18 protein-coding genes are annotated in these 18314 nt (G+C 70.4%); 10 read left to right on the forward strand and 8 right to left on the reverse strand.

Annotation, left to right across the window (positions count from 1 at the left end):
- Positions 1-9 precede the first annotated feature (9 nt).
- The 4 genes from EFA46_RS08180 (at position 10) to EFA46_RS08195 (ending at position 2776) form a co-directional block, all read left to right on the forward strand.
- Complete coding sequence (locus EFA46_RS08180; protein WP_123076822.1) at positions 10-303, forward strand: sulfurtransferase TusA family protein; 294 nt, start codon at positions 10-12, stop codon at positions 301-303.
- Positions 304-306: 3 nt separating this feature from the next.
- Positions 307-618 carry a rhodanese-like domain-containing protein gene (locus tag EFA46_RS08185; protein ID WP_123076820.1) on the forward strand — a complete coding sequence of 104 codons (312 nt, stop codon included), beginning with the start codon at positions 307-309 and terminating at the stop codon, positions 616-618.
- 30 nt (positions 619-648) lie between these two features.
- Positions 649-1620 carry a Gfo/Idh/MocA family protein gene (locus tag EFA46_RS08190; RefSeq protein WP_123076818.1) on the forward strand — a complete coding sequence of 324 codons (972 nt, stop codon included), beginning with the start codon at positions 649-651 and terminating at the stop codon, positions 1618-1620.
- A 136-nt stretch (positions 1621-1756) separates the two neighbouring features.
- Positions 1757-2776: an NADP-dependent oxidoreductase gene (locus tag EFA46_RS08195; protein WP_123076816.1), complete on the forward strand. Its 1020-nt coding sequence runs from the start codon at positions 1757-1759 to the stop codon at positions 2774-2776.
- A gap of 157 nt (positions 2777-2933) precedes the next feature.
- Here EFA46_RS08195 and EFA46_RS08200 read toward each other — a convergent pair whose 3' ends face one another.
- From EFA46_RS08200 to EFA46_RS08210, 3 genes are all read right to left on the reverse strand, one after another.
- Positions 2934-3896, reverse strand: coding sequence for a transcription initiation factor IIB family protein (locus EFA46_RS08200; protein WP_123076814.1), 963 nt, complete (start codon positions 3894-3896; stop codon positions 2934-2936).
- Positions 3897-4114: 218 nt separating this feature from the next.
- Positions 4115-4540, reverse strand: a complete 426-nt coding sequence (locus tag EFA46_RS08205; RefSeq protein WP_123076812.1) for a plastocyanin/azurin family copper-binding protein — start codon at positions 4538-4540, stop codon at positions 4115-4117.
- Positions 4541-4614: 74 nt separating this feature from the next.
- Complete coding sequence (locus EFA46_RS08210) at positions 4615-5265, reverse strand: thioredoxin domain-containing protein (protein WP_123076810.1); 651 nt, start codon at positions 5263-5265, stop codon at positions 4615-4617.
- A gap of 87 nt (positions 5266-5352) precedes the next feature.
- Between EFA46_RS08210 and EFA46_RS08215 the strand changes: the two genes are divergently transcribed.
- The 4 genes from EFA46_RS08215 to EFA46_RS08230 all read left to right on the forward strand — a co-directional run bounded on the left by EFA46_RS08215 (position 5353) and on the right by EFA46_RS08230 (position 10869).
- Positions 5353-6066, forward strand: coding sequence for a DICT sensory domain-containing protein (locus tag EFA46_RS08215; protein WP_123076808.1), 714 nt, complete (start codon positions 5353-5355; stop codon positions 6064-6066).
- Positions 6067-6139: 73 nt separating this feature from the next.
- Entirely contained in the window at positions 6140-7720 is a 1581-nt protein-coding gene (locus tag EFA46_RS08220) for a COG1361 S-layer family protein (protein WP_123076806.1), read from the forward strand.
- The gene (locus EFA46_RS08225) at positions 7720-10188 is read left to right on the forward strand and encodes an RND family transporter (protein WP_123076804.1); all 2469 of its coding nucleotides are present in this window, start codon (positions 7720-7722) and stop codon (positions 10186-10188) included. Before EFA46_RS08220 ends, EFA46_RS08225 begins: the two co-directional genes overlap by 1 nt.
- Positions 10189-10227: 39 nt before the next feature.
- Positions 10228-10869 (forward strand): cyclase family protein, encoded by a 642-nt coding sequence (locus tag EFA46_RS08230; RefSeq protein ID WP_123076802.1) that lies wholly within the window; start codon positions 10228-10230, stop codon positions 10867-10869.
- On the opposite strand, the gene EFA46_RS08235 is transcribed toward EFA46_RS08230, so the two are convergent.
- Positions 10866-11297 carry an adenylyltransferase/cytidyltransferase family protein gene (locus EFA46_RS08235; RefSeq protein ID WP_123076800.1) on the reverse strand — a complete coding sequence of 144 codons (432 nt, stop codon included), beginning with the start codon at positions 11295-11297 and terminating at the stop codon, positions 10866-10868. The two genes, EFA46_RS08230 and EFA46_RS08235, sit on opposite strands and share 4 nt — an antisense overlap.
- Entirely contained in the window at positions 11294-11788 is a 495-nt protein-coding gene (locus tag EFA46_RS08240; RefSeq protein WP_123076798.1) for a Mov34/MPN/PAD-1 family protein, read from the reverse strand. The genes EFA46_RS08235 and EFA46_RS08240 overlap by 4 nt, the downstream gene beginning before the upstream one ends.
- A 228-nt stretch (positions 11789-12016) precedes the next feature.
- Between EFA46_RS08240 and EFA46_RS08245 the strand changes: the two genes are divergently transcribed.
- Complete coding sequence (locus EFA46_RS08245; protein WP_123076796.1) at positions 12017-13912, forward strand: DHH family phosphoesterase; 1896 nt, start codon at positions 12017-12019, stop codon at positions 13910-13912.
- 9 nt (positions 13913-13921) lie between these two features.
- Here the strand turns inward: EFA46_RS08245 and EFA46_RS08250 are convergent, their stop codons facing one another.
- Entirely contained in the window at positions 13922-15553 is a 1632-nt protein-coding gene (locus tag EFA46_RS08250) for a phospholipase D-like domain-containing protein (protein ID WP_123076794.1), read from the reverse strand.
- A 117-nt stretch (positions 15554-15670) separates the two neighbouring features.
- Here EFA46_RS08250 and EFA46_RS08255 point away from each other — a divergent pair, with 117 nt between their 5' ends.
- Positions 15671-15916 carry a hypothetical protein gene (locus EFA46_RS08255; protein WP_123076792.1) on the forward strand — a complete coding sequence of 82 codons (246 nt, stop codon included), beginning with the start codon at positions 15671-15673 and terminating at the stop codon, positions 15914-15916.
- Here the strand turns inward: EFA46_RS08255 and EFA46_RS08260 are convergent.
- Positions 15913-17469 (reverse strand): HEAT repeat domain-containing protein, encoded by a 1557-nt coding sequence (locus EFA46_RS08260; protein ID WP_123076790.1) that lies wholly within the window; start codon positions 17467-17469, stop codon positions 15913-15915. The genes EFA46_RS08255 and EFA46_RS08260 overlap by 4 nt on opposite strands.
- A 23-nt stretch (positions 17470-17492) precedes the next feature.
- Positions 17493-18224: a protein sorting system archaetidylserine synthase gene (locus EFA46_RS08265; protein WP_123076788.1), complete on the reverse strand. Its 732-nt coding sequence runs from the start codon at positions 18222-18224 to the stop codon at positions 17493-17495.
- Between the last annotated feature and the right edge of the window lie 90 nt (positions 18225-18314).

Genomic DNA, 18314 nt, shown 5'->3' on the forward strand with positions numbered 1-18314 from the left:
GACACACCAATGCCATCCATTGACGACGTCATCGACTCCCCGGACGAACTGGACGACGAAGCAGCGGAGGACCTCTACGAGGCCGCCGACCTCACGCAGGACATGATGGGCGAGGTCTGCCCGTACCCACAGGTCGAGGCCCAGAAGGGCCTCCAGCAGATCGAGTCGGGCGACCTCCTCGTGCAGGAGACCGACCACGTCCCCTGCACGGAGAACGTCCCGAAGGCCGTCGGCGACGACGCCGACGCGAGCGTCTGGCGCAGCGGCGACGGCGTCTACCGCATCTACCTCCGCAAGAACTGACCCATGGCGCCCGAACTCCACCCCGACGACGTCGAATCGCGACTCGACGACGAGGACTTCACGCTTGTGGACATCCGCGACCCCGAGGCCTACGAGCAGGGCCACGTCCCCGGCGCGGAGAACCTCACGCTCGAGGAACTCGAGCAGATCGTCGAGGAGCGCGAGTGGAACGACACCGTCGCCTTCCTCTGCTACGTCGGGAAGTCCTCCCAGCAGGCCGCGCGCTTCGTCGAGCGCTACGGCGACGCCGACGACGTGTACAGCGTCGCCGGCGGTATCGACGCGTGGGACGGCCCTGTCGCGACGGAAGAGTAGCTTTTCCCCGCCTCCTCCCAACGGGGGCGTATGCGCTTTGGTGTCATCAGCACGGCCGACATCGCCCTGAAATCCTTCCTCCCCGGCGTCGCGCGCACCGACCACGACGTCGTCGCCATCGCCTCGCGCGACGCCGAGCGCGCCGCCGCCGTCGCCGCCGACCACGGCATCCCGGAGTCCTACGGGAGCTACGATGTGCTCCTCGATGCGGACATCGACGCCGTCTACAACCCGCTCCCGAACGGCCTCCACGCCGAGTGGACGACGCGCGCCGCCGACGCCGGCCTCGACGTCCTCTGCGAGAAACCGCTCGCGAGCGACGCCGCCGAAGCCCGCGCCGTCGCAGACCACTGCCGGGACGCCGGCGTCACCCTCATGGAGGCGTTCATGTACCGCTACCACCCCCGGACCGAGCGCGTCCGCGACCTGCTCGCCGAGATGGGCGACGTCGTCTCCGCCGAGGCGACGTTCGGCTTCCCGCTCTACGGGGCCCCCGAGGACGTCCGCCTCGACCCCGGACTCGCCGGCGGGTCGCTCATGGACGTCGGCTGCTACCCCGTCCACGCCCTGCGGACGTTCCTCGGCGACCCCGAGGCCGTCACCGCGAGCACGTACGACAGCCGCGACTGCGGCGTCGACACCCGCCTCGTCGGCACGTTCGAGTACGAGGACGGCGCGCGCGCCACGCTCCGCTCGTGGTTCGACGCGCCCGAGCGCCAGCAGTACCGCATCGAGACGACCGACGGCTGGGTCGAGGTCCCCGACCCCGCGTTCAACGTCCCGAGCGACGCGCCCGCCGAACTCCGCTACGCCGTCGACGGCCGCGAGGTCACCGAGTCCTTCGACCCCGTCGACCAGTACGCCCGCGAGGTCGAGCACTTCGCGGATCGCGTCGCGGCCGGCGAGACGCCCGCGACCGGTGGCGAGTCCGCGGTCGCGAACATGCGCGTCATCGACGCGCTCTACGAGGCCGCCGCCACCGGCGAGCGCGTCCGCCCCTGACGCGAGGCGGTCGCGCACGGCGGGTCGTCTGCCCGAAGTCGCCGTCGAGGCGTAAACGGTGCACAACGCGCGTTCGGTTTCAGCGAGCGTCGCGGACGCCACAACGCACGTCACGCTCCCGCCCCACGGGTGACGTATGGCGACAAACAGGCAGTTCGTGCTCGCACAGCGCCCCGACGGCGTCCCCGACGACGAGGACTTCGAACTCGTCGAAACCGACGTTCCCGAGCCCGGTCCGCACGAGGTACTCGTCCGCACGCGCTACCTCAGCGTCGACCCGTACATGCGCGACCGGATGCGCGAGGGCGAGTCCTACGCGGAACCGTGGGCGGTCGGCGACGCCCTCCGCGGCGCCGTCGTCGGCGAGGTCGTCGAGTCGAACCACCCCGACTACGAGGCGGGCGACACCGTCACCGGCAACCTCGTCTGGGCGGACTACGCCGTCGCCGACGGGGCCGACGTCGTCGCCGTCGAGACCGGCGACCTCCGCGAGTCCGTCGCGCTCGGCGTCCTCGGGATGCCCGGCCGAACGGCCTACTTCGGCGTCACGGACGTCCTCGACCCCGACCCCGGCGACACCGTCGTCGTCTCCGCCGCCGCCGGCGCCGTCGGGAGCGTCGTCGGCCAGATCGCGAAGCTGAACGGCTGTCGCGTCGTCGGCATCGCCGGCAGCGACGCCAAGGTCGAGTACCTCACCGACGACCTCGGCTTCGACGCCGGCATCAACTACGCGGACGAGGACGTCGCGGACGCGCTCGCCGACGCCGCCCCGCAGGGCGTCGACGCCTACTTCGACAACGTCGGCGGCGACATCACGGACGCCGTCTTCGCGCACCTGAACGTCCGCGCGAGCGTCGCCGTCTGCGGGCAGATCGCCCTCTACAACGAGGAGGGCGTCACGATGGGGCCGCGAAAGCTCCCGCGACTCGTCGAGACCCGCGCCCGCGTCGAGGGCTTCCTCGTCGGCGACTACGCCCCGCGCTTCGAGGAGGCGAGCGAGCGCCTCGCGCAGTGGGTGCAGTCCGGCGACGTCCAGTTCCGCGAGACCGTCGCGGACGGCCTCGAGAACGCCCCGGACGCCTTCGTCGGTCTCTTCGAGGGCGAGAACGTCGGGAAGCAGGTCGTGCGCGTCGAAGCCGAATTCGACGGGTCGTAGAGCCGTCGAGCACGCGGCGCGGAGTGACGCCCGGTTCGACGCGTGAGCCACACGTGCCCCAACGGCGGCTCGTCGCGCCGAAACGGGAGCGGTCGGGGCGTTCGGCCGTCCATGTTCGTCCGACGGTTCGCGTTTTCGGTCCGCCCTGCGGGCCGACCTACTCGAACCCCATCGCTTCGATCTGCTCCTGATAGCGGTTGCGGATGGTGACCTCGGTGACCTGCGCGACGTCCGCGACCTCGCGCTGGGTCTTCTTCTCGTTGCAGAGGAGGCTCGCGGCGTAGATGGCGGCCGCCGCGAAGCCGGTCGGGCTCTTCCCGGAGAGGAGGCCCTGCTCGGCGGAGATGTCGATTATCTCGTTCGCCTTCGCGATGGTCTCCTCGTTCAGGCCGAGTTCGCTCGCGAAGCGCGGGACGAACTGCTTCGGGTCCACGGGCTCCATCTCGAGGCTGAGCTCCTGGGCGACGTAGCGATACGTGCGCCCGATCTCCTTCTGGTCGACGCGGGAGACCTCCGCGACCTCCTCGAGCGAGCGCGGGATGCCCTCCTTGCGGCAGGCCGCGTAGAGACAGGAGGTGGCGACGCCCTCGATGGAGCGCCCGCGGATGAGGTCCTCCTTGAGCGCGCGCCGGTAGATGACCGAGGCGACCTCGCGCACGCTCCGGGGCACGCCGAGCGCCGACGCCATGCGGTCGATCTCGGAGAGCGCGAACTGGAGGTTGCGCTCGCCGGCGTCCTTCGTGCGGATGCGCTCCTGCCACTTGCGCAGGCGGTGCATCTGCGAGCGCTTCTTCGAGGAGATGGAGCGCCCGTAGGCGTCCTTGTCCTTCCAGTCGATCTGGGTGGTCAGACCCTTGTCGTGCATCGTCTGCGTGGTCGGCGCACCCACCCGACTCTTCTGCTGGCGCTCGGAGTGGTTGAACGCCCGCCACTCCGGCCCACGGTCGACGTTGTCCTCCTCCAGAACGAGGCCACAGTCCTCACAGATGAGCTCCCCCTGATCCGCACTCACCGAGAGGTTCTCCGACTCACACTCCGGACACGTGCGCGTCCCCTCCTGCTCCGCGTCTGTCGTCTCCGCCTCGACGTCTCGCTCCTGCTGGCGGCTGGGGCGTACCATGTATCCTTACCAAGAACAACGATAGATTTAAGCCCTTTGCCCATGCCCCCATAGTACTCTTTCGGCGTCTCGGGGTGGGATGGGCGCTCTCCGGCACGATTCACTGGTTTTGTGCCGGTTTCACACGGTTGTGAGAGGAGGACGTGCGATGCGGACGCACAGCGAAGCGGGGTGACTCGCGCGCCCGCCGCGCCGCCGAGGCGGTACCGAGTCGCGTCTCAGGCGGAGTCGTTCGTCGCGGCCGTCGTCGACTCGGTGTCGCGGACGACGATGTCGCCGACCATCCCCATGTTGACGTGGGGCTCACAGACGATGTGGTAGCGTCCCGGCACGGTGAACTCGTAGTCGTAGGTGTGACCCGTACCGACGATTTCGGGCTCGCCCTCCCAGTCGGAGTCGGCGGGCTTCTCCTCGGGGACGACGTTGTGCCCGTCGGTCTTCCAGACGAAGTGGACGGTCGTCCCGACGTCGATTTCGAGCGGGGAGTCGGTACCCGGTTCGAAGGCGTAGTCGACGAGGTCGCACTGGACGGTGTCCGGCGGGAGCGTCGTCGTCGACGTCTGGGAGTCCGAGCTTCCGCCACAACCGGCGAGCGCGGCGACACCCGCCGCGCCGACACTCGCGAGGTAGCTGCGTCGGTCCATACCGGCGGTTGGGACGCCGACAGAAAAGTCGTACCGGTCCGTCCCTCCCGCCTCGCGCGACCGGCCCGCCGACGCTACGACTGGCGGGCCGCCTCGATGGCGTCGCGAACCGTCCCGTACTCGTAGCCGTCGGTGGCCGACCCGTTCACGTACACCTCGGGCGTGCCGTCGAGGCCCATGTCCCGGCCGGCCTGCTTGTCCGCCCGGAGGACGGGGTCGTACTTCCCGCCCTTCGCCGCGCGAACCACGGCGTCCGCGTCCGCGCCGTACTCCTCGGCCGTCGACCCGAGGAAGTCGTAGCCCGCGTCGCCCTGCCCCACGTACGTGCCCTGGTTCGCGAACAGGTCGTGCGTGTACTCGAAGAAGGCCTCCGCGTCCACTTGGTCCTGCACCGCGCGCGCCGCGTTCGCGCCCGCCCACGACCACGTCTCGCTCACCGGAATCGGGAAGTCGTGGTGCTCGTAGCGGATCGTCCCCGGCGTCGCGTACTCCTCGAAGACGCGCGGTGCGACCTCCGTCGCGTACGTCGCGCAGTGCGGGCACGCGTAGTCCTCGAAGACCTGCACCGTCACGTCCGCGTCCGGGTCGCCCCGGACCGGCGTCGGCATCGACTCCACCACCTCGACGTCCACGCTCGACCCGTCGCCGCCCGAGCCCAGACAGCCCGCGAGGAGGCCGACACCGAGCGCGCCCGCCGTCGCGAGATAGTCGCGTCGCGTACTCATAGCTGGAGGGAGGGCCGACCGGCCCATAGTGTCACCGCTCCCCGACCGCCCCCACAGCTATATCTGTGTGTGAGAGAGACGGCCACCGTGGGACTCAGAGACGTCCTGGAGACGGTCCGCAGTCACGAGAAGACGCTGACCGTCTACGCCCAGCGCGACGCCATCGTCCCGGAGCTACGCGACTACTTCGCCTCCCAGAACGTCTCCGTCCGCTACAGTCGCTGTCCCCCCGACGCCGCCGAGCACGCCGTCCTCGCCCACGACGGCGCCTTCGAGGCCGCCGTCGGTCTCGCCGCCCTCCGCACGCTCGTCGACCCCGATGCGCCCCCGAAGCGCGTCGGCGAGCCCGCGCCCTACCAGCCGGTCCTCGAAGCGCTCGACGGCGCCACCTTCGCCTCCTACGACCACCGGCAGACGCTCCACGCGACGCGCGAGGTCGAGGACCGCGCGTGGCGCGCCGGCTCCGGCACCCTTCACGCGGGGTTCCAGCGGCTCTCCACGGTCCGCGAGCAGCGCGAAACCTACGAGCGCCTCGCGACACGCGACCTCGACGTCCACGTCTACGGCGCGCCCGACGCCGACGTCCGCATCGACGGCGTCACCGTTCACGCCGACGACTCCCCGGACGTCACCGAGACGTGGTTCGTCGTCTACGACGGCGGTCCCGACCCCCAGCAGAAGTCCGCGCTCGTCGCCGAGGAGCGCACGCCCGGGGCGTTCTACGGCGTCTGGACGTACGACGGCGCGCTCGTCGACCGCCTGCTCGCCGCGCTCGGAGACGACAGACTGACGACAAACTGACGCGGAGTTTCTGACCGTTGGGGACTGCTTATGTGATACCCGACACAAGTCGCGCGCAGAGACTCGCCTACTCATGAAACGCGCACTCCTCGTGTGTCTCCTCGTCGGCGTCGTCGCCGCGAGTGGTATCGCCGCCGCCGCCCCAGCCCCCAACCTCACGGCCGCGCTGGCCGACGACACCGTCGCTCCCGGTCAAGAGACCGACCTGACGGTCGTCGTCTCGAACGCCCCGGACGTCTCCGCGTCGGGGTACACGGGCGCGGAACTCAGTCAGGCCACGACGGCCCGTAACGTCCGCGTGACGATGGAGGACGACAGCGCCCCCATCGACGTGAAGACGGGGACGCAGGTCCTCCGGGCGAACGGCCAATCGCAACTCGCCGAGGGCGCGGCGCTCCCCACCTCCTTCCGCGTCGCCGTCGACCGGAACGCCGAGCCCGGCACCTACACCGTCCCCGTCGAAGTGACGTACATCTACTCCGTCTACGACGGCGGCGTCCGCGACGACAAGACGGTGACCGAGTCGCTCGACGTGACCCTCGAAGTGAAGGACGAACCGCGCTTCGAGGTCGTCGACACGTCCACGAACGCCTCCGTCGGCGACACCGGCACGACGCGGCTCACCCTCCAGAACGTCGGCTCCGAGCCCGCCGAGGACGCTCGCGTCACCGTCAGCCCGCAGGGCTCGCAGTTCGTCGTCGGCGGCGGCAACCCCGTCACCGCCTACGTCGGCTCGTGGGCCGTCGACCAGAACCGCACCGTCTCCGTCTCGAGTTCCGTCGCCGCCGACGCGGACGCGCGGAACTACACGCTCGACGCGCAGGTCACGTACGCGAACGAGAACGGCAACACCGAGCGGTCCGACAGCCTCCTCGCCGCCGTCCAGCCGCTCCCCGAGCAGACGTTCGAGCTCGACGACGTCTCGAGCACCCTCCGCGCCGGCGAGGAAGGGACGCTGAACGCGACCGTCACGAACACCGGGCCGACGGCCGTCTCGAACGCCGTCGTCACGCTCTCCTCGACCAGCGCGAACGTCGTTCCGGGTCGAAGCGAGTACGCGGTCGGCTCGGTCGCCGCCGGCGAGAGCGTCGGCGTCTCCTTCCCCGTCGACGTCACCGATAGCGCCGAAGCCGGCCCGCGCCAACTCGACCTCGGCGTCCGCTACAAGAACGACGCGGGCGACACCCGGCAGAGCGACGACCTCCCGGCGACCGTCGACATCGCGCCCGAGCGCGACCGCTTCGTCGTCGAACCCGTCGACGGCACGCTCGCCGCCGGCTCCGGCGAAACCGTCACCTTCCGCCTCACGAACAACGGCGACACCGCCGTCACGAACGTGGACGCGAAGGTGTACGCGGACGACCCGATATCCACCGGCGACGACCAAGCGTTCGTCTCCCACCTCGAGGCCGGCGAGACGACGAACGTGACGTTCTCGCTCTCCGCCTCCGGCTCCGCGCTCGAGAAGACCTACCCCGTCTCGATGGACTTCCAGTACGACACCGGCGGGGAGACGAAGCTCTCGAACTACTACCAGGTCCCGCTCTCCGTGACGGCGCCCGAAGGGGGTAGCGGGCCGCCCATCGCCCTCATCGGCGGCGTCGTCCTCATCGTCGTCGTCGCTGGCGGCTACCTCTACTACAGGCGTCAGTGATGGCTAGCTACGAGGACGTCATCGAGCGGATCGATCATCTCGTCGGGGAGCGACCCGGAACGGTCATCATCGCGTTCCTCCTCGTCACGGCGCTGCTCACCGCCGGCCTCGGGAACGTCTCCACGGAGTCCGGCACCAGCCAGTTCACCTCCGGGAGCCCCGCTCAGGAGGCGCTGAACGACGTCGACCGCGTCTTCGGGCAGTCGTTCTCCGAGGACGTCGCGAGCACGCAGCTCATCCAGCGCGACCAGAACGTCCTCGCCAAGCCCGCGCTCCTGCGGCTGCTCCGGGCCGAAGAGGAGTTGGCGTCGCGCGAGAGCCTCCGCGTGCAGAGCGCGTCCAGCGTCGCCGACACGGTCGCGCTCCTCATCGACCCGCAGGCGGACACGTACGCGGAGAAGATCGACGCCGTCGAGGGCGCGACGCCCGCCGAAATCGACGCCGCCGTCCGGCGGGCCGCCGAGAGCCCGGGCTTCGCCTCCTCGCTCAGCGACGACTTCAACTCGCAGGCCGCGAGCGCGAGCGCCACCGTCGCCGTCGTCACCCATCAGGTGCCCGGCGCGGGTGGCTCCTCCGCCGGCACGTCCGGCGGCTCCAGCCCGGTCTCCACCATCCAGCAGCGCGTCGAAGCCACGCTCGACCGGCAGGGCGCGCGAGACATCACCGTCTTCGGGAGCGGCATCCTCTCCGCCGAGTTCGCGAACGTAATCATGGACTCGCTGCTCATCGTCGTCCCCGCCGCCGCGCTGCTCATCCTCGTCTTCCTCGTCTTCAGCTACCGCGACCCCTTCGACCTCCTGCTCGGCGTCGTCTCGCTCGTCATGGCGATAATCTGGACGTTCGGGTTCATGGGCGTCGCCGGCATCCCGTTCAGCCAGATGCTCATCGCCGTCCCGCCGCTCCTCCTCGCGGTCGGCATCGACTTCGGCATCCACGCCGTCAACCGCTATCGCGAGGAGCGAACGGAGGGCCACGGCGTCGTCGAGTCCATGGAGATCGCGACCGACCAGTTGCTCGTCGCGTTCTTCATCGTCACCGGGACCACCGTGCTCGGGTTCCTCGCGAACCTCACGAGCAGCCTCGGGCCGATCCGTGACTTCGGCGTCGTCGCCGCCATCGGCATCACGTTCACCGTGCTCATCTTCGGCATCTTCCTCCCCGCCGCGAAGGTCTACACGGACCTCTGGCGCGAGCGCAACGGCATCCGGCAGTTCGGCACTCAGCCGCTCGGCGGCGAGGGCTCGATCACCGGGAAGTTCCTCGGCTATCCCGTCCTCATCGCGCGGAAGGCGCCCTACATCTTCCTCATCGTCATGGTCCTCTCGACGACGGTCGTCGCCGGCTACGGCACCGGCGTCAGCACCTCGTTCAACCAGGAGGACTTCCTCCCGCCAGAGGACACGCCCGCGTGGCTCGAGGACCTCCCCGAGCCGTTCGCGCCCCACGAGTACCAGGTCACGGGGACGCTGAACTTCCTCGAGGACAACTTCAACTCGATCGGCGGGAGCTCCGTGACGATGTACGTGAGAGGACCGTTGCGCCAAGACTCCGCCTTGGAGTCGATGCATCACGCCGCCTACGACCCGCCGAGTTCGTTCATCACCGAGGACGACAGCCGCTACGCCGACACCCAGAGCATCGTCGGCGTCATCGACAGCTACGCCGACCAGAACGCGGAATTCCGGGCGCTCGTCGCGCGCAACGACATCGACGACGACGGCATCCCCGACGACAACCTCGGCCTCATCTACGACCGCCTGCTCGACTCGCCCTACCACGACCAGGCACGCCAGTACATCTCGCACGACCAGCGCGGCGCGAAGGTCGTCTACTCCGCCGAGTCGAGCGCGACGCAGGCCGAAGTCGTCGCGGACGCCGAAGTCGTCGAGGACCGCTATCGCCTCACCGCGACCGCGACCGGCCAGGCCGTCGTCTTCGAGTACATCACGGACAGCATCCTCGACTCCGCGCTGACGAGCCTCGCCGTCGCGCTCCTACTGACCGCGCTCTTCTTGGTCTTCTGCTACTGGCTCTTCGAGCGCCGGCCGACGCTCGGCCTCGTCAACCTCTTCCCCATCGTGTTGACGGTCGCGTTCATCGCGGCGACGATGCGCTACTTCGACATCCCGCTGAACGCCCTCACCGCGACCATCCTCTCCATCAGCATCGGCCTCGGCGTCGACTACTCCGCGCACATCGTCCACCGCTTCGGCGACGAGTACCGCAAGCGCGACCTCTACGACGCCATCGAGGTCGCCGTTCGCGGCACCGGCGGGTCGCTCACCGGGAGCATGCTCACCACCGTCACCGGCATCGGCGTGCTCGTGCTCGCCATCACGCCCATCCTCGGGCAGTTCGGCGCCGTCACCGGCCTCAGCATCCTCCTCTCCTACCTGATGTCGGTCATCGTCACGCCCTCCGCGATGGCGGTCTGGGGGCACGCCGTCGAGCGCTACGAGGCCGCCTGAACCGGAGCGCTTTCTCGACGCCGTCCCCTCCGCCACGACGTGACCCGTTACGACCTCACGCACCCACTCACCGACGGCATGCCCGTCTACCCGGGCGACCCCGCCGTCTCGGTCTCGCCCGCCGCGACGATGGCCGCCGACGGGTATCGCGTCACCGGCCTCGCGCTCTCCACGCACAGCGGGACGCACGTCGACGCGCCGAGCCACCTGCTCGCCGACGGCCGGGGTCTCGACGCCTACGACGTCGGGACGTTCGCGATGGACGCCCACCTCGTCGGCGTCGAGGCCGGGCCGCGCGAGGCCATCACGCCCGACGCGCTCCCCGCCGACGACTCGGCGGACGTCGTCGTCCTCCGCACCGGCTTCGACGCCCACTGGGGGACGCCGCGCTACCGCGACCACCCGTATCTCGCGCCGGAAACCGCAGACGCACTCGCCGAACGCGGCCAGCACGTCGCCCTCGACGCCGCGAGCCCCGACCCGTCGCCGCCTACGGGCGACGCCGACGGCGAACCCGAGGGCTATCCCGCACACCGCGCGCTCTTCGAGGCGGGACTGCTCGTCTTCGAGAACCTCCGCGGCCTCGACGCGCTCCCGTCGCGCTTTCGCCTGACGGCGTCTCCGCTCCGCGTCGAGGGTGACGGCGCGCCCGTGCGTGCCGTGGCCGTCGTCGAGGACTAAGCGCGCTCGGCGACGATTCGGTCGATGATAGCGCCCGTCGAGAGGAGTTCCTCTTCGTACTCGGGGTCGCGCGCGGACGCCCGGCGGACGACGCAGTCGAGGCCGCGCTCCGCCAGCGAGGACTCGATGGCGTCCGCGTCGTGATGCTGGTCGTAGCCGAGCGCGATAACGTCCGGTTCGATTTCCTCGATGGGTGCGAAGATGTCCGTGGGGTGGCCGACGCGCGCGTCGTCGACGGCGTCGAGCGCCGCGACCATGTCGCGACGCTGGCGGTTCGAGAGGACGGGCGACTCCTTGTGCGTCACGTTGTCGCGGCGCGCGACGATGACGTGGAGTTCATCGCCCATCGCCGCCGCCTCCTCTAGGTAGTGGACGTGACCCGGGTGGAGCAAGTCGAAGGTGCCCTGCGCGACGACGCGCGCCGTCATAGTCGGTCCTCCTCCTCGAGCTCGGCGTCGATGTCCGCCTGCGTGAAGTCGAAGAAGTCCTCGGGCGCGGGGAGCGCCACGTCGTAGACGTCGAGGGTCGTCGGCTCGCCCTCGCGGTCGAACGCCCGCCAGCAGTCGCGCTCGTAGGGCGCGCCGAGGATGACGTGGACGGCGCCGCGCCCGAACATCTGGCGGTCCGCGTCGCTCGGGCGCAGGACGCCGTTCGGGTGGGAGTGTATCGTCCCGACGGTGTGGCTGTCGTTCGGGACGAGGTCCGACTGGAGGGTCGCCTGTACGGGACTCGACGTCGTCTTCGGGATGAAGAGGACGTCCGTGATGAGGTCGCCGTCGCCGTCGAGGTCGTACTCGGCGGCCGGCGTCCCGCGGAGGACGCCGAGGTACTCGTTCGGGTGGGAGTCCTCGGCCGCCTCGAGCGCGAACTCAAGGGTCTCCGCCGCGATGCCGAGCACCGGCCGCGAGCCAAACGCCATACTTCGAGGTGGTCGCCGGCGCGTGCTAAACCTTTCGAGGGCGCCGTCCGCGCACTCGCGGCGACGTGCGCCGCGACAGCCCCCGTGACGGGACGCGCGACGGTCACGGGAGCGACGCTGTCGGTAGCCGACCCGACCGTACCGCGTTCCGGTGACGGCGACGAGACGCCCCGAAACCCGCGAGAGCGACAATAAAGCCTTAAACACACCGGCGCCGAATCACGGAGCATGACTGACGGTTCTTCCGACGGAGGCGTTACCTCCGTCGTCTACCAGCTCGCCGCCGAGTGTACCGTCGAGGACATCGAGGCCGGCGAGTGCTACACCGCGACCGTGAACGGCGTGGTGGACTACGGCGTCTTCGTCGACCTCTCCGACCACGTCTCCGGACTGCTCCACGAGTCCGTCCTCCCGTCGGACTACGACGACGAGTACGGTGTCGGCGACGAACTCGTCGTCGAACTCACCGAGATCCGGGAGAACGGCGATCTCGGCTTCGAGGTCGCGGACCTCGACGACTACGAGATCGAGGAGCGCGCGTTCTCCTACGAGCGCGCCGCCGCCGGCGCCCTCGACGGGCGCGTCGGCGAGACCGTCCACCTCGAGGGCGAAGTCGTCCAAGTGAAGCAGACCGGCGGCCCCACCATCTTCCGCGTGCGCGACGAAACCGGCGCCGTCCCCTGCACCGCCTTCGAGGAGGCGGGCGTTCGGGCCTACCCCGACATCGACCTCGACGCCGTCGTCCACGTCACCGGCGAAGTCGAGGAGCGCGAGGGCGCGCTCCAGGTCGAAATCAGCGCTCTTGAGGAGCTCTCCGAGGGCGAGGCCACACACGTCCGCGAGCGCCTCGCCGCCGCCGTCGCCGAGCGCTCCGAGCCCGCCGACGTCGACCCGCTCGTCGAGTGGCCGGCGATGCAGGAGCTCTACCCCGACCTCCGCGAGGTCGCCCGCCAGCTCCGACGGACCGTCCTCGAGTCCCGGCCCATCCGGATGCGCCACCACGCCGACGGCGATGGCATGTGCGCGAGCGTCCCCGTCCAGCTCGCCCTCGAGCGCTTCATCGACGAGACCCACGAGGACGCCGAAGCCAAGCGCCACCTCCTCAAGCGCCTCCCGAGCAAGGCGCCCTACTACGAGATGGAGGACGCCACCCGCGACCTCAACTTCGCCCTGGAGGACCAGGCGCGCCACGGGCAGAAGCTCCCGCTCCTCCTCATGCTCGACAACGGCTCCACCGAGGAGGACACGCCCGCCTACGAGACGCTCACCCACTACGACATCCCCATCGTCGTCGTCGACCACCACCACCCCGACCCCGAGGCGGTCGACCCGCTCGTCGACGCGCACGTCAACCCCTACCTCCACGGCGAGGACTACCGCGTCACCACCGGCATGATGTGCGTCGAGCTCGCGCGCATGATCGACCCGAGCCTCGACGACGAACTCGACCACGTCCCCGCCGTCGCCGGCATCAGCGACCGCTCGAAGGCCGAGGCGATGAGCGACTACCTCGAGCTCGCGCACGACGCCGGCTACACCGACGAGTTCCTCCACGACGTCAGCGAAGCCCTCGACTACGAGGCGTTCTGGCTGCGATACAGCGCGGGCCGCGACCTCATCAACGACGTCCTGAACGTCGGGAGCGACGCCGAGCGCCACCGCGAACTCGTCCCGTGGCTCGCCGAGAAAGCCCAGCGCGACGTCGACCTCCAGCTCGACGCCGCGATGCCGCACGTCGAGCACGAGACCGTCGACTCCGGCGCGCACCTCTACCGCATCGACGTCGAGAACTACGCCCACCGCTTCACGTATCCCGCGCCCGGGAAGACCACGGGCGAGATACACGACCGGAAGGTCGAGGAGACCGGCGAACCCGTCATCACCATCGGCTACGGCCCCGACTTCGCCGTCCTTCGCAGTGACGGGGTGCGCATGGACATCCCGCAGATGGTGAGCGACCTCAACGACGAGTTCCCCGGCGCCGGCGTCAGTGGGGGCGGACACCTCGTCGTCGGCTCCATCCGCTTCGTGAACGGGATGCGCGAGGAGGTCCTCGACGCGCTCGTCGAGAAGATGGCGGACGCCGAAATCGACGAGGAACTCCACAGCACGCTGACGCGCTAGACCGCGACGCTACGGTTGCCAGCCGACGGCCGCGTCGGCGCGCTCGAACGCGATTTCTCGCCGCAGGTACCACGCCGCGAGCAGGGCGCCCGCGAGCGCGACGCCCGCGACGAGCACGGGGAGCGTCCAGACGCCGCCGCGCCAGTCGGCCAGAAAAAGGCGCGCGTAGTACGCACCGACCTCGGGGTCGGCGAGGACGAGTTCCGTCTCCCGGTTCCTGTTCACGGCGTTCTCGTTCCAGTTCACGCTCCCGACGAGGACGCGCTCCTCGTCCGCGACTGCGCCCTTCACGTGGAGCGTCCCGTAGCGCCCGCGCGGCGCGGCGAGTTTCGCGCGCAAGTCGAGGCCGTCGCGGCGCGCGCGCTCGTTCAGGCGCTCGACGAGCGCGGCGTTCTCCTCGCGGGCGTACCACGCGCCGCTCACGAGCACGCGGACCCGGACGCCGCGCTCCGCGGCGGCGACAGTCGCGTTCAACAGGACGGTGTCGGTGCCGATACCCATCTGCTCGACGAGCAGGCTCTCGTTCGCGCCCCGGACGAACCCGAGGAGCGCGTCCCGGGAGGTGTCGGGGGAGACGACGAGCGAGACGTCGTCCACGTCCGCGTCGAGCGGCGCGAAGACGCGCGGATACGTCGCGTTCGCCGGCTCGGACTCCTGAAACGTCGCGTTCTCTTTGTAGGTCTGCCACGGGACGCCGTCGACCCACTCGCTGTCCGCGCGGTGGACGGCGGCGAGCGAATCCGCGAGCGTCGCGTTCCGAACGAGCGCCCCCCACCCGCGCGTCCCGCGTCCGCCGATGCCGCTCGGCTTCCAGTTCTCCGAGGTGACCAGCACCGCGTCGTCCACGACGGCGTACTTCGCGTGATGGAACGGGTAGCGGGCGTACGGGCCGTCGAGGACCGTCACCTCGACCCCCGCCTCGACGAGGCCGTCGAGCACGCGCGCTTCGCGCTCGGCGACGCCGCCCACGGGGCCGCCCTCGACGAGGACGCGAACGTCGACACCGCGCGCGCTCGCGTTCGCCAGAATCGCGGCGACGCGCTCGGACGTGAAGGTGTAGCCGCCGACGAGGAGGCGGTCGTCCGCGCCGCGCAGCGACTCGCGGACGGCCTCGGGCGCGTCCGGGAGCGCGAACACCGTCGCGTCCGCGTTCGCGACGCTCGACACCGCGAACGCCGTCCGGCCGAGCACCCGCCACGCGCCGTCGCGGGACACCTCGCCCTCGGGCGCGTCTCGATAGCTCGCGGCGTCGACGACGGTACCGTCACAGAGGAGGACGAGGTCCTCGCCCGCGTTCGCGAGCGACGGCACCGCCGAGGCGAGCACGCGCCCCGGGACGAGTCGTCGAGTGCGATTCGGCGCGGTACTGAGCGTCACCGTCCCCGTGACGGTGCGCTCGGGAAGCGCGACGCGCCCCTCGTCGTCCGCGAGCGCGCACGACCCGAGCGCCGTCTCCTCCGGGAAGCGGACGGTGACGAACTCGCCAGCGTCGCGCTCGGCGACGGGGTTCGGGTAGACGGCGACGATGGTCGGCGTGCCGCTCGATGCGCCCGACGCGGGAGTCGCGACGGCGGGGGGCGACGCGGCGAGCGTCCCGGCGAGGAGGAGGAGACAGAGCGACGTGGCGAAGCGACGTGACACGGCACGCGGTGGCCCCGTCACCGTACGAGAAGGTTCGGCTCGCGTCGTCGCACGCGACGGGCGCCGTCGCGGCCGTCGGTCGGCACGTTTTAGCCGCCCCGACCCACAGACCGGCGTATGGTAGCGTTCACGCTCGTCGAGTCCGTCCGAATGGCGGGATACGCGCTCGCGACGCTCGGCGCGCTCCTCGTCTTCCTCGAGTTCTTCCAGCAGCCGAGCTACATCAACTACGACCCCGACTTCGACAGCTACAACGTCGACCTCTCACCGCAGGAGGTGCGCCAGTACACGTGGATCGGCCGCGTCGGCGCGCTCCTCGCGGCCGCCGGGTTCGCGATCCAGCTCCTCGCCTTCTTCCTCTAGTCCAGCGCCGCCGCCGCCTTCTCCGCTTCCGACTGCACGAGGAAGGACCGCGTCTCCGCCTGCTCGGCGGCGGCCGCGAGCGCTTCTGCGGTCCCGATCTGGTAGAGCGCCCACGCGGCGCTCGCGCGCACGCCCTCCGTCTCCCCGTCGTCCTCGAGGACGTCGCGGAGCGGGGCGACGGCGCGCGTGTCGCCGAGGAGGCCGAGCGCGCGGGCGGCCTGACTGCGGACGTCCTCGTTCTCCGCGACCAGCCACTGCGCGACGTCCTCGGTGTACTCGGTCGCGCCGAGTTCGCCGATGGCGCGCAGCGCGACGCGCTGGAGCTTCGGGTTCGACTCCGAGTCGATGTAGTCCGCGACGCCATCGACGGCGTCCGGGTGGCCGGTCTTCCCGAGCGCCTTCACGGCCGTGAGGTTGCGCCGCTGGGCCTTCTCCTTCAGCACGTCGATGGCGTCCGGGTTGCCCATGCGGACGAACGCCTCGAGACAGTGGTCCTCCATGTAGCCGGAGGTGAAGTGCTCCATGCAGAGCGCGACCATCTCGGCGTTGTCGCGCTTCGTCCACTCCTTGACCGCCGACCACTCGGGCGGGTAGTCCTTGTGCTTGTTCAGGACGTCGTAGAACCCCTCGTACTGGAGCTTCTGCCGGGAGGAGAGGTCGGCGAACGCCTGCGAGTCATCAATACCGGACTGGAGGTCGTCCGTGGCCTCGAGGAGGGCGGCGATTTCGGCTTCGTCCTCGTCGGCGTCGAGTTCGGCGTCCGCGACCGCGTCGGCGGCGGCTTCGAGCGCCGCGACGTCGTCGCCGGCGAGGTCGACACCGAGTACCTCGGCGGCGTCCGCGAGGAACGACTCGATGGCGGCCGCGACCTGTTCGTCGCCCGTGTCCGTCCAGCGCGTCCCCTCCACGGTCGACTTCGCGCTCTCGATTTCGGAGACGACGTCCTCGCCGTACGGCCCACGCTGCTCCTCGAGTTCGTCCTGGAGGTCCTGCAGTTCGTTCGTCAACTCCTCCTCGAAGTCGAGGAGTTCCTCGGGCTCCTCGTCCTCGTCGAGTTCCTCCTCGTCCGGCTGGAACTCCTCGGGGTCGGTGAACGCCGCGTCCTCGATTCCGGCCTCGATTTCCTCGAGCGAGGCCTCGACGTCGTCGAGGTCGGCTTCGGTCTCGGCGGCCTCGAGCGTCTCCTCGGCGGCTTCGAGGTCGGCGGCGAGTTCCTCGTAGCGCTCGCGCTCGGCCGCCCGAACGTCGACCTCACCGTCTTCTCCGGTGGTGTCGTCCTCGGGCGTTTCGGCGTCCTCCGAGGCCACCTCACCGGCGTCGCTCTCGCTGTCCCCGCTCTCGTCCTCGGCGGCGTCGCTTTCGTCCGCGCCTTCACCGTCTTCCGCCGCGTCGTCCGCGCTCTCCGCAGTGTCCGTGGCCTCTTCGGCCTCGGACGCGTCTGCGGCGTCGGCCGCTTCCTCGGGTTCGTCCGCCGATGCTTCGGCCGCGGTCTCGTCGGGGGCCGGCGACTCCGCCGCCTCGGAGTCGGCCGGCTCTTCGTCCCCGTCACTCATACGTCGTCCTTCCGCCAGCGCGCCTATGAGCGTTTCCCTTCGCCCGCCTCGCGCCAGTAGACCCACGGCCCGAGGAGGAAGTACGCGAGCGCGAACGCGAGCAGAACGCGGGGGAACGCCCGCCCGAACGCGGCCGGTGCGAGGAGCGCGAGCGCCTGCACGACGCCCATCGCGAGCGCGTCGCGCACGAGCAGGTCGGGATAGGGGAGCGTCGTCACCATCGCGAGCGCGAGGAGCGCCGTGAAGCCGACGACGACCGCCGGGGACGTGACACCCGCGAGCACCGTCGCCGCGAGGAGCGTGCCCGCGAGCGTCGTCGGCACGCCCTCCGTGTGTGCGTTCCCGACGTCGTTCGCCGTGTAGAAGCCGAGTCGGACGACCGCCATCGCGACGAACGCGGCGCCGACGGCGACAGCGAGGCCGACGCGGAGCGGGTCCCCGCCCCACGCGGCCCGCGCGGTGGCGAGGGCGAGCGCCGCAGGGGCGACGCCGAACGACGCGACGTCCGCGAGCGAGTCGAGATACGGGCCGACGTCCGTCCCGCCGTAGCGACGCGCGAGGATGCCGTCGATGGCGTCCGCAATCGCCGCGAGCAGGAGGACGCGCGCCGCGAGCGCGGGCGAGACCGTCGCCGCCGCGACCGCGCAGAACCCGAGTCCGGCGTTCGTCGCCGTGGCGACGTCCGCGATACCGAGACGACCCGCGAAGCGCGGGCGGAACCCGGCGCGGCGTCCCTCGTCGGACCCGGAAGGCATACGCGGTCGAACGACGAGGGCGTCCTTACGTGTTTATATCGGTGGCGAAGGGGGGTAGAAGAGCGGCGCCGCTCGCCGTGTGGCGTCGCG

Source organism: Halarchaeum sp. CBA1220 (assembly GCF_003721175.2).
Classification (GTDB): Archaea; Halobacteriota; Halobacteria; order Halobacteriales; family Halobacteriaceae; genus Halarchaeum; species Halarchaeum grantii.